At 67.2% G+C, this 11,063-nt stretch carries 10 protein-coding genes and 2 pseudogenes; 8 read left to right on the forward strand and 4 right to left on the reverse strand.

Annotation, left to right across the window (positions count from 1 at the left end):
* Positions 1-114 precede the first annotated feature (114 nt).
* Positions 115-849, reverse strand: coding sequence for an SDR family NAD(P)-dependent oxidoreductase (locus tag FXF52_RS38765; protein WP_148804642.1), 735 nt, complete (start codon positions 847-849; stop codon positions 115-117).
* 101 nt (positions 850-950) lie between these two features.
* On the opposite strand from FXF52_RS38765, the gene FXF52_RS38770 reads away from it, so the two are divergent.
* The 3 genes from FXF52_RS38770 to FXF52_RS38780 all read left to right on the forward strand — a co-directional run bounded on the left by FXF52_RS38770 (position 951) and on the right by FXF52_RS38780 (position 2,979).
* The gene (locus tag FXF52_RS38770; RefSeq protein WP_222870918.1) at positions 951-1,790 is read left to right on the forward strand and encodes a LysR family transcriptional regulator; all 840 of its coding nucleotides are present in this window, start codon (positions 951-953) and stop codon (positions 1,788-1,790) included.
* A gap of 289 nt (positions 1,791-2,079) precedes the next feature.
* Positions 2,080-2,502 (forward strand): hypothetical protein, encoded by a 423-nt coding sequence (locus tag FXF52_RS38775; RefSeq protein WP_255472841.1) that lies wholly within the window; start codon positions 2,080-2,082, stop codon positions 2,500-2,502.
* Between the two features lie 57 nt (positions 2,503-2,559).
* On the forward strand, positions 2,560-2,979 hold the full coding sequence (locus FXF52_RS38780) for a DUF6444 domain-containing protein (RefSeq protein WP_187413976.1): 420 nt from the start codon (positions 2,560-2,562) through the stop codon (positions 2,977-2,979).
* 39 nt (positions 2,980-3,018) lie between these two features.
* Here the strand turns inward: FXF52_RS38780 and FXF52_RS38785 are convergent, their stop codons facing one another.
* Positions 3,019-3,381, reverse strand: a complete 363-nt coding sequence (locus tag FXF52_RS38785; protein WP_148804645.1) for a helix-turn-helix domain-containing protein — start codon at positions 3,379-3,381, stop codon at positions 3,019-3,021.
* Positions 3,382-3,476: 95 nt separating this feature from the next.
* Here FXF52_RS38785 and FXF52_RS38790 point away from each other — a divergent pair, with 95 nt between their 5' ends.
* Positions 3,477-4,358 carry an NAD(P)-dependent oxidoreductase gene (locus FXF52_RS38790; RefSeq protein WP_148804646.1) on the forward strand — a complete coding sequence of 294 codons (882 nt, stop codon included), beginning with the start codon at positions 3,477-3,479 and terminating at the stop codon, positions 4,356-4,358.
* 648 nt (positions 4,359-5,006) lie between these two features.
* Here FXF52_RS38790 and FXF52_RS38800 read toward each other — a convergent pair.
* A complete protein-coding gene (locus FXF52_RS38800) occupies positions 5,007-5,639 on the reverse strand; it encodes a HEAT repeat domain-containing protein (RefSeq protein ID WP_148804647.1) in 633 nt (210 codons plus the stop codon).
* A gap of 289 nt (positions 5,640-5,928) precedes the next feature.
* On the reverse strand, positions 5,929-6,615 hold the full coding sequence (locus tag FXF52_RS42220) for a hypothetical protein (protein WP_187413977.1): 687 nt from the start codon (positions 6,613-6,615) through the stop codon (positions 5,929-5,931).
* Positions 6,616-8,388: 1,773 nt separating this feature from the next.
* Between FXF52_RS42220 and FXF52_RS38810 the strand changes: the two genes are divergently transcribed.
* The 4 genes and pseudogenes from FXF52_RS38810 to FXF52_RS38825 all read left to right on the forward strand — a co-directional run.
* Positions 8,389-9,534: an ATP-binding cassette domain-containing protein gene (locus FXF52_RS38810; RefSeq protein WP_148804649.1), complete on the forward strand. Its 1,146-nt coding sequence runs from the start codon at positions 8,389-8,391 to the stop codon at positions 9,532-9,534.
* 426 nt (positions 9,535-9,960) lie between these two features.
* Positions 9,961-10,089 (forward strand): annotated as a pseudogene (locus tag FXF52_RS38815) (IS5/IS1182 family transposase); the annotation flags it as partial.
* A 238-nt stretch (positions 10,090-10,327) separates the two neighbouring features.
* Complete coding sequence (locus tag FXF52_RS38820) at positions 10,328-10,717, forward strand: hypothetical protein (RefSeq protein WP_148804650.1); 390 nt, start codon at positions 10,328-10,330, stop codon at positions 10,715-10,717.
* 91 nt (positions 10,718-10,808) lie between these two features.
* A pseudogene (locus FXF52_RS38825) lies at positions 10,809-10,979 on the forward strand (transposase); the annotation flags it as partial.
* Positions 10,980-11,063 lie beyond the last annotated feature (84 nt).

Raw genomic sequence — 11,063 nt, forward strand, 5'->3', positions numbered from 1 at the left:
AACGTTGTCAACCTGCGGTGCCCTGCCTAACGTGAAACCGCGCAGGCGGGTCTCGTGTGCCGAGGATGAGGCGGACCCGGCCCTGGCCATCGGTTCGTCGCCGGGCCTGCGCAGTCACCAGGGGATGACGCCGTCGTCGTTGAAGAATGAGCCGGTCGGGCCGCCGTCGGGCAGCGTGGCCAGGCGAATCGCTATGGCCGCTCCCTCCTGGGGCGGCCGTCCTTGCAGGCCGGTGAAATCGGTCGCGACCAGGCCAGGGCAGGCGGCGTTGACGAGGATGCCGGTGCCGGTGAACTGTCGCGCGTAGTGCACGGTGACGGCATTGAGGTACGACTTCGTCGGCGCGTAGGCCGCCATGATCGGCCCGACGTCGATGGTCGGGTCCGCCTGCAAGGTCACTGATCCGACGCTGCTGGAGACGTTGACGATGCGCGGCGATGATGCGCGGCGCAACAACGGCAGCATCGCGTTGGTCACCCGGATCACACCGAAGACGTTGGTCTCCACGACCGCGCGAACGACGTCGAGGTCGAGCGTGGTCGGATCCTGCACCCAACCCGGTCCCATCTCTCCCGAGATACCGGCATTGTTGACCAGTGCATCCAAGCGCCCGCCCTGCCGTCCGATCAGCTCCGCCGCCTCGGCGACACTGCGGTCACTGGTGACGTCCAGCGGGACCACGAACGCGTCCACCCCTACGGCGTACAGAGTCTTGACGGCCGCCTCGCCCCGGGCCTTGTCGCGGGCGCCCACCGCCACGCGGTAACCGCTCGCGCCCAGCCCTGCCGCGATCTCGTACCCGATCCCCTTGTTCGCGCCGGTCACCAACGCGGTCTTCTGGTCGCTCATGACCTTGATGGTGGCCCACCGTCGGTCGGTGTCCCAACACCGATCAGGTGCACTGTGATACCCGCCCGGTATCACCGCCGTATCGTGGTGCGGTGGACACGCTGGAGACGCGCGAACTCAGGTACTTCGTCACCGTCGCCGAGGAGCTGCACTTCAGCCGGGCAGCCGAGCGCCTCGGCATCGCTCAGCCGCCCCTGTCCCGGGCGATTCAACAGCTCGAACGGCGACTCGGTGTGATCCTGCTCGAACGCAGCCGTCGCGGCGTCACCCTCACCCGCGCGGGTCAGGTACTGCTTGACGAGGCCCGCACCGTCCTCGACGGAGCCGCCGCTGCCGCCCGCCGCACCCGCCGCGCCGCGTCCTCCCCGAACAGCCTGACGCTGGCGACCAAGGCCGGCATGAATCACGAACTGTTACGCAAGCTTCTCGATGCCTATGCCGCCGAACCCGATTCGGCCGAGATTGAGGTGCTTTTGTGCGGCATGGGAGACCAGGCGCGGGTGTTACGCGACGGCCGCGCCGACGTGGCACTCATGCACCGCCCCTTCGACGACCTCGCCGGATTCGACACCGAAGACCTGTTAACCGAGCAGCTGATCGCCATCCTGCCCGCCGGACATCCCCTCGCCGCCCGCACGTCTCTGACCATGGCCGATATCAGCGCGATACGAGATCTGCCGCTCGCCCGGTGGCCCCGTCAGGACGCCACCTACGAGCCCGGCCCGGGCCCCGAGATCCACGACCAATTGCAACTGGCCCAGCTGATTGCCCTAGGCCAGGCCGTCGGCGTCCACTGCGCCTCAGCCCAATCGTGGCTGTGGAGCGCGCACGCCGCTATCCCCCTGACCGACTCACCTCACGTCACCACCGTTCTCGCCTGGCCCCCGCACAGCCGCTCCCTGGCAGTCGCCGGCCTCATCCGCACCGCAGCCCAGCTGTAACCACGATCGACCAAGACCCCTGACACGGAAGACACCGCAGCACCGAGCCGAGACGTCACGGCCCGGGCCAAGCTTCGCGGTGCCCACTCATCGGTTACCTACCCGGACACGAAGGGGACTGCCGACGGTCACGCGGCGTAGCAAGCGCATGGCTCCAGCCCCTGACCCAATGGCATAGCTGATCTTCGTGGTGCGGAGAAGGCCCCGACGGAGCGCCGCTGCTGCTCGGCGAAACCGTCGCCGTCCTCGCCCGAGGACCCCACCCCGCCACCGGCAGGAGACACTCGCGATGCACGACGCCGGATACCCCTTCGACACCGCCAACCGCGCCTACCAGCGTTTCCTCGCCCTCGCCAGCGACCACTTCGAAGTCCTCAGCTGGGACAACGCCACCACCGGCCGGCCAACCCTCATCACGTTGACCGACATCCGCAGCCGCGACACCTTCAGGATGGCCCTGCTCGACAGCGTCGAGGACCGCGCCCCGCACGCGCTGCTCGCCGTCACCACCACCGCCGCGCTGTCCCTGCACGGCCCCATCGAGGGCCGCGCCGCCACCGCCGACTACGGCCCCCACCTGGCCATGCACAACCCCGACATCGCCGCCACCACGCCCGTGGCCCTCCACGACCCCACACAGGCGCGCATCAGCGACGACGAATGGACAGCCGTCCCGGTAACCATTCAGCAGGTTCTTGATCGTCTGGCTTGATCTTTGCTGGTTATTTGGGTCGTCCTGGCCGTCTTGTCCGACTCGCTGCCGTTCGTTGTGGAGCTGCTGGAGCGGCTTGCGCGGTTGGAAGCGGCTCTGGCTGAGCGGGACGCGCGGATCGAGGTGTTGACGCGGCGGGTCGCGGAGTTGGAGGCGCTGCTGCGCAGGGATTCGCGGACGTCGTCGAAGTCGCCGTCGTCGGACGGGCCGGTCAAGCCACCGCCGCGGTCGCGGCGCCTGCCGGCGGATCGGCCGCCGGGTAAGCAGCCGGGGGATGCGGGTTTCACGCTGCGGCAGGTCGAGGTGCCGGACGAGGTGGTGAGGCATCGTCCGGCGGCGTGCCGGTGTTGTGGCCGGTCGTTGCGGCGGGCACCGGTGACCTCGATGGAGACACGGCAGGTGTTCGACCTGCCCGAGGTGCGGCTGCACGTGGTCGAGCATCGGCTTGAGCATCGCGCTGCCGGTGCGGCACGGTGACGATGGCGCCCCGACAAGCTCCACCGCACGGCGGAACACCTACCCCGCTCGCTCCGCCAGCCGCCGAGCGGTGGGCCGCTCGCGTCCCCAGGCAGCCAGTGGCTGGAGCGCGTCGTTGAGGCGCTTGCCGTCTTCGGTCAGCGAGTATTCGACGCGGGGCGGTACCTCGTCGTAGGAGACGCGGTGCACGATGCCGTCCGCTTCCATCTCGCGTAGGTGGGAGGCCAGCACCTTCTCGGTGACCCCCGGGAGCAGTCGACGCAGCTCCCCGAAGCGGCGGTAGGGATGCTCGTGCAGCGCCCAGAGGATCAGCACCTTCCACTTACCGCCGATCACCTCCATCGCGGTGTCGATCCCGCAGGCGTGTCCGTCTGGTGCGCCTGGCCGGTTCAGCGTCGTCATGCCCCACCTTCTGACCTGCATGCTCACCCCAGGGTAACCACCCACTCCGAAGTGCGTACTTGATCACTTCTGGGCCCGCGCACAGGCTGATCGGCATGGCACAGAACACTGTTGAGAAGAGCCCTGTCACGCTGCTGGGCCTCGGCGCGATGGGCACCGCGCTGGCCCGTACTTGGCTCGCCGCCGGCCACCCGCTCACCGTCTGGAACCGCACCCCGGCCCGCGCCGCAGCACTCGCCCACGAGGGGGCGAGGGTCGCGGCGAGCGCCGCAGAGGCCGTCGCGGCGAACACCCTGGTCGTCGTCTGTCTGTTGGACGACGCCTCCGTCGACGAGGTGCTGGCCGGCACCGACCTGGCCGACAAGGACCTGGTCAACCTCACCACCAGCACCCCTGCCCAGGCCCGCGCCCGCGCCGATTGGGCCCACGAGCGTGGCGCCCGTTACCTGGACGGCGGGATCATGGCCGTCCCGCCGATGATCGGCGTCCCGGAAGCCGGTGGCTACGCCTTCTACAGCGGCTGCCGGGAACTGTTCGAGCGGCACCAGGAGACCCTGCGGGTCCCGGCCGGCACCACCTATGTCGGCGAGGATGCGGGCTTCGCGGCCCTGCACGACGTGGCCCTGCTCAGCGCCATGTACGGGATGTTCGCCGGAGCCGCGCACGCCTTCGCCCTGATCCGGAAGGAGGACATCGACCCGGCGGCGCTCGCCCCGCTGCTCGCCGACTGGCTCGTCGCGATGGCCCCAGCCGTTCACCAGACCGCCGACCATCTGCGCAGCGGTGACTACACCAAGGGTGTCGTCTCCAATCTCGCCATGCAGGTGGCCGGCACGCCGACCTTCCTGAGCACCGCCAAGCAGCAGGGCGTCAGCCCGGAGCTGCTCACTCCCTACTTCGAGCTGATGCGCCGTCGCCTAGCGGAAGGCCGTGGCGAGGAGGACCTGACGGGTGTGATCGACCTGCTGGTGCGCTGATCGGTTGCCTGCCGGCCCAACGGGGAGACGGTGCTGGTCGCAGTCCTCGACGAGTGGCTGGGACCAGCACCTCGCAGCTCCTCGGCTGGTTCGACGCCGTCGACCACTATGGCGGCATGGGTAGATGGCACCGCCCGTACTCACTCGACATGGCGACCGGCTCAGCCCTGCTGGGGCTGGGAAGCCGACCTCCTGGCCCGGCAATCCCGAGCGGAGGCGGAAGGTTGGCTCGGCGAGATCGAGGGCATCGACCTCACGTTGGCCTACCTGAGTGACAAGACAGCTCAAGCTGAACGCACCCGAGCCCGTGGAACTGTGGCACTCGGCATGCCCAGGACATTGCCCTGAACCGGGGATGACTGAGAACCATGTTCCGCTCGATCAAGCTGGCTGACGCGCTGATCGCGGCATGTGCGGACACCACTGCTTTGGGCCCGGACGTACTACGCTTGAAGGCCGGCCTGCCCAACCACGCGGCGCCGTACCGCGCGTCACCGAACCCAGGGGTGGCAGCACCGTTCGGGTCGGGCCAGGCTCCGGGAAGCCCACTCATGATGAGTGGGCTCCCGAAATGGCCCAGCCCGGGCCCCAATCCTTGAACTGCTACCGCGCGGTCGGGCGGATGCCAGATGCGGATGCCCCTGGACGTCACTGGCCCGATGCTTCGTCGAAGCCGTACCGCACAATGTCGTGCAGGTCCTCGGCGATCAGATCCCTCGCGAGGCCGCGATCCACGAACGCTGCTAACGAGCGCCCGATCTCGTCTCCCGCCACGTCGGCCAGGTCCTCATCGTGTGCGGCGCGCCGCAACGCGTCTAACGCGCGTGGGTCGTTCCAGTTCGCGAGGTCGACCGCGGCCTGGCACCGGAAATCCGGGTCCTCCGACTGGTCCAGCAGCACCGCGTACAAACGCTCGGCGCGCCAGTCCCACTGCGGTTGCCCGGCCGCTCGCAAGCCGTCGCGCAGTTCCCGGGGCGGCCGGTATCCGTGTTCTTCAACGTAATGCAGGATCATCATCGGTGCGGCGTAGGTCTCCCCGTCGGGCAGGTAGTAGCGATACTCGCCGTTACTCTTGAAGGCTCCGCAGAAGTCGCAGTCGTGCCAGCCGAGCGTGCGGCTGCCGAGCCGCCGGGAGGCGGCCTTGAGCTGCTCCAGCTCGGCGCCGGTCATCGGTGCCATGCTTGCGCCCTGCACCCCGTAACGGCGCCCCAGCCACCCGACGGTCCGCATCGGCAGCGGAAAGCTGAGGTAGTCGTACGGAGACAGGTCAAGGTACTCCACGCCACGATCATCCGGCATGCAGAACCGGGACCGACCTCCCGGCTGGCCCGAACAGAGGGACAGCTGCACGTGGCGGTGACTCAAAGCGTGGTGCGCCACCTCAGCAGCAGAAGGGGATGTCGCGTGACGGTATTCTGCCGCCGTGCCGAACCGCTTCTATCGTCGTCGTTGGAACGAGACCAGAGGCGATGAGCTCGACGACTGGGGCCGCTCGCTCTGGTATTTCGAGGTCGACGATGACGGTTGGCCCGTCCGCCAGATCGACGCTGATGGCCGGCCGCACAATGAGTCACTCGGCCGTGCTGGCTTGCCGACGGCGCAGCGTGCGGATCCACCCTTGAGCGGTGTGCCGGGGCACGTCGTAGTGATCGGCGACAGCCGCCACGCTGCCCGCCTGCTGGTAGACCGACTCGAGATCGTCCGGTGACCGCCGGTATACGCGGCCCTTCTCCTTGGACGCCTCACGCTTCGGTGCTTGCTTCTTGGCCTTCCGCCCCGAGACCGTGGCCTTGACGCCCGTCACGGCTTTCCGCCCACCTGCCCGGGTCGCACCGGCGGTCGATGCATTCGTCCGTGTCGGCTGCTTCGGAACAGCGACCTCGGCCACGTCGTTCGCGGGGATGGTCGTCGCTGGCTCCTCAACGGTGGACGTGGTGGCGCCGACAGACTGGGTTGCATTCGTGTCGGTGACGGGTCCCTCGTCGTCAACGGCCAGACGCGCTGGATCGACAGGGGCGTCGGCCGCGGCAGCAGGGGAGACGGTTATGGCCTGCTGCCCGCCGACGGCCGGTGTGATCGCCTTCAGCAGCAGATCCACATCAACCGCAGGAATCTGGCCCGCAGTCAACCCGTCCCCCTCACCGGCGCGTACCAGCAGCTCAACGATCCGCGCGGTCGTTCCCTCCAACTCGACTGTCAGTATCGTGGTCGCTCGACTCCGGTCGTCCGCAGCGATGGTGATGGTGTAGGAACTCACGGTTTACCTCCAAAACAAAGCAAGGCCTTGTCGCCTCTCGCTCGAACCACCCCGGAGAACGTGACAAGGAACTCCGACTCTCCCCGATGCAGCTATCGGGGAACCCAAAGGGAAAGCTATCGCATGCAAGTGAACAGGTACTCAGCGGCCTCATTCTGAATGCCCGGCCCGGGCCTCTACACCGTCGCCCCGGACATCACGGACCGCTGCGCCGCGCTGGGCAACTCCAAACTCGGCGTCGGGACAGCAGCGCGCCTCAGGTGCCGTCCGGCCACGCCACCACCCCAGTGGTCCTGGCACTACCGGCGTCGACCACCAGCCACGCCGCTCCCGCTCGCATAGACCTCCGCCAAACATCAGGATCGCATTCACGTCACCTGCTAGTCACTCCGAAGAGGATCGTCAGGCGCCTACGACTGTCCTTCGTCTACTGCCGAAGGTGGACGGGTGCATGCGAAGCGGTGCTCTCCCCAGCTGCTCCACTCTTGCGACAGGCAACCCCGGCCGGATAGCACGACGTCGATGCCTCTCCTCGCTGCGGCCAATTCGCCTTGGAGGAAACCGTGAATCTCTCGACCGCCCAGATGCCCCCCGAAGCAACCATCGCGACAAGGTGGACACAAGCCCGGGCCACTACACCCGTCCACACTGACCACGCAACCAGAAAGCGGGACCTGGACCCGTGCGAGGACTACGGCGCGGCCGAGAACACTGAGCAGACCAGCAGCACAGCCGCACCCCCGACGCCTACCGCCAGCGGTGGATCACCACCCGGCAACCAACGCTCTCATAACTGGTGAACCACCAACCGGGGACCAGTCATGACGGCCGCGGAGGCCCTGCGCGCCCTCCGGCACGCGGGGCCAGGGCGAATCGCGTAGTCGGGCGGTGAGGCTCTGGGCAGGAGTGTTCTCCCACATCACGCATGAACTGGCAGGGCTCATCTCGTGGCGTGACGCTGGCTTGTCTGTCCGCTCCACAGGTGGCTGCCTGCCCAACCTCATTTTTGCCGGTCCCCGCCGCCGTTACGTCACCGGCCGCCAGGTCGCGGCTCGCCCGCGAACCCGCCCAGCCAGCACCGTTACCACCCGAGGTCGGGATCACGGCCGCTACGCTGCTTCCCCAGACGGGCCAACCGTGAAAGCCCTAAACCACTGCTAATTAGCGCGCGCCCGCGACCCCGGCCGGCATGGGGTGGTGGCAGCGGCGTTGGGTTCGGGGCAAAACCGCTGCCACCACCTGTCGCCACGGGGGATGCAGCGACACACTCTTCAACGGCGCCTGAACCTTTCTCGTTCACACTCCCGCTTTGCGCCATTCGCCGCTCCGCCCATAGCCTGTCAGAAACCCCTCAATCCGACCCCGGGGCGGACAAATAACGCTCGCCCCCCGGCTCTCAAGGTTCGACGGTGGGCGGACTGAGCTGGTCATCTCGGCGCAGTCCTCGCGCCACTGCTGGCGCAGCTCGTCGTGGCGGGACCCGGCCGGCACCCGCGAGAGGCCCAACTCATCGCCGGCGCTGAGCTTCAGGAGCCAAACCGTGGCGACGTCTGGCGTCACCTCGCCGCGCTCGGCTTCCAACTGCTTCCGCACGGCCTACGCGCGGGCACAGCAACAAGGCCGGCGCAGAAGACCGCCACGAGCGCCAGGCGCACCCAGGGCCATCGCCGCTGAACAGAGACCCTAGTCCTGCCCAGACCGTCAGTCAGGGAAGGCGGGGATCACGGGCGGCTGGTACTCCGCGGGCGGTGTCACGTATCGACTGCTGGATGATTGATCGACGGTCAAAAGATCATCGAGATATCGCCGGTAGCCGCTCGGGAACTCGGGCTGTCCATCGCGTTCCAGCACCCCGCGCTGCTGCCCGACCTCACCGTCACCGAGAACCTGATGCTCTCCGTGCCGACTCGGAAGCGGCCGCCGTTCTCAAGGGCGACCGAGTGGGCACGCAAACGGCTGGCACCAATGGGCATGCCCATCCGCCCTGAGTCGCGGGTAGATACCCTCACCCTTGCAGAGAAGCAGGCGGTGGAGATCTGCGGGGCGCTCGCCTGCGACCCGCAGGTAGTGATCTTCGATGAGCCGACCGAACCATTCATGGCAGCAGAGACCGAACAGCTCTTCACCCAGATACGGAGACTGGCAGCCACCGGCGTCGGCATCGTCTACATCAGCCACCGGCTGCCGGACGTGCTCGCCCTGGCCGACCGAATCACCCTGCTGCGCGACGGGGAGATCCGGGGGACCTACAACGCCGCAGAGGTCACCGAGCGGGAGATCATCACACGCGTCGCGGGACGTGAGGTCGACGCGATGTTCCCGGACCGCGCGCAGGCGCTCGGAGAGCCGGTGCTGCGCGTGCGTGGCCTGCGTGCTCCAGGGCTGAAGGGCGTCGACGTCGACGTCCGGCTCGGTCTGGCAGGCGTCAAGGCAATGGCCAGCGGGAGTTCATTCATCCGTCCCCTCGGCGGCGCCATCGCCGGCAGAGGAAACGTACAGGTGGAAGGCAGGACGGCTGATCTTCGCACCCCGCGGGCGGCGCGTGCCTCCGGAATCGTGCTGATGCCCCAGGAGCGGCACATCGAAGGCCTGGCACCGATCCATACGGTGGCGGAAACCTGTCGATCACCGCAACTGCACAATCCGCTAACAAGGGGTGTGATTCGGCTGTCGCAGGAGCACGAACTGGTGATCCGGACGATTGCCGAGATGGGGATCAAGACCCCGTCGGCAGACACCGCCGTGAAGACCCTGTCGGGTGGCAACCAGCAAAAGGTCGTGCTCGGGCGTGCCTCCTCTCCGAGCCCACGGTGCTGCTCTACGACGAGCCCACCCAGGGCATCGACGTTGGCGTCCGCTCGGACATCTACCATCGCCTTCGCGGCCACGCCAATGCCGGCGTGCCGGTGGTCGTGCTGAGCTCGGACAACGCGGAGCTTGCCGGCCCATGCGACCGCGTGCTGGTGTTCTCCCGGGGAGCGGTGGTCGCCGAGCTGGTCGGGAACGAGGTCGCCGACCACGCCATTACCGCTGCCTCGTTGACCGAAGCCGGGTCCAATCGCGATGCTTCTGCGCCGCCGCTCAGAGGAACGGCGCGTCGGCCGGCTGACCAGGCTGCTGACCGGCGAGCAGAGGCCCAGCACATTCCTGTTGCTGGCCATCGCGGCGCTCACACTGGTCGGCATCGGCCAAAGTCACCGGTGTCTGTCGGCCTTCACCATTTCCAGCATGCTGGGCTTGATCGCACCGCTGATCTTCCTGGCAGCAGGACAGTTGTTCGTGATGCTGACCGGCGGGATCGACCTCTCGGTCGTACCGCTCTGCGGCGCTACGCGCCATCAGGGAAGAGGCAGCTCACTGCTCAAAACCACGTTCAAGGCCCTCCGCAACGTCAGCCTCTGCCCATTGAAGATCGGCGACATCGTGGCCGTAGCCCTCGTCCCACTCCACATCGAACATAGCCGGACGACCTGACCGCCGATCACGGAACGTCATGAACCGCTACTCCGAATGGCTCAATTAGCTGGCGAGCCTCAGCCTAGTAGTGCACTCATGGTCATCACTCACCGTAACAACTGCCGATTTTGATCGGCTCTAATCTATCACTTTGGCACCAGAGAAGCCGTGAACCATCCTCCAGCCGTGCACGTAAGGGAGGTGTACGGAACATGCGCCAGGCAACTGGCAACCGGACAGACAGGAGCGAAACAGCATGGCCAAGAATGTTCAGGATCGGCGTGGCGGATGGCGGCGAGCAAAGATTGTCGGCCTTCTCGCCGCTGCTGCCACGGTGGGGACGCTGGTGTCCGCGAGTCCGGCCTTCGCGTCCACCGGCACGACAACGGTGTGCAGCAAGGGCAACTACGGCTCGCAACTCGTATTTGTGGATCGGGGCGGCTTCGCCACGTTCGTTGTGTCCCCGGGCCACTGTTCTTCGGTTCACTTCGGCAAATACAGCAGCGAGCGGGTTAACGTCTACGGATACAAGAGCGGCGCCAAGGTCTTCCTCGGCTACGCGTTCATCAACGACTGGAAGACGAGCACGTTCAACACGTATGGCAGCATTCCTGGATCGCCGTACTTCAAGCTTTCGGTAAGCTGACCTGTGGTAGGAGCGCCGAGGCGAGGCCGCTCGGGTCTTGCCTCGGCGCGAACCGTTTCCGCACCGTTGGCGGCGACCGCCTCAGCGCAGCCCGAACCCGGTCGAGCGAGGCAAACCGGGCAGCAAGATCCATGTCGTCTGCGACCGGGCGGGTCCGCTCCTGGCTGTCACGGTCACCGCCGCGAACGTCCACGATAGCCAGCTCCTGCTCCCGATGCTCGACATCGTGCCCGCGATCCGCACCCCGGCCGGACGCCGCCGATAGCGGCCGGACAAGCTCCACGCCGACAAGGCCTACGACAGCCGTCCGGGCCCTGACGCAGATTTGGTGATCGAGGTTCGCTAG

The sequence above is a fragment of the Micromonospora sp. MP36 genome (assembly GCF_008119785.1).
Lineage (GTDB): Bacteria > Actinomycetota > Actinomycetes > Mycobacteriales > Micromonosporaceae > Micromonospora.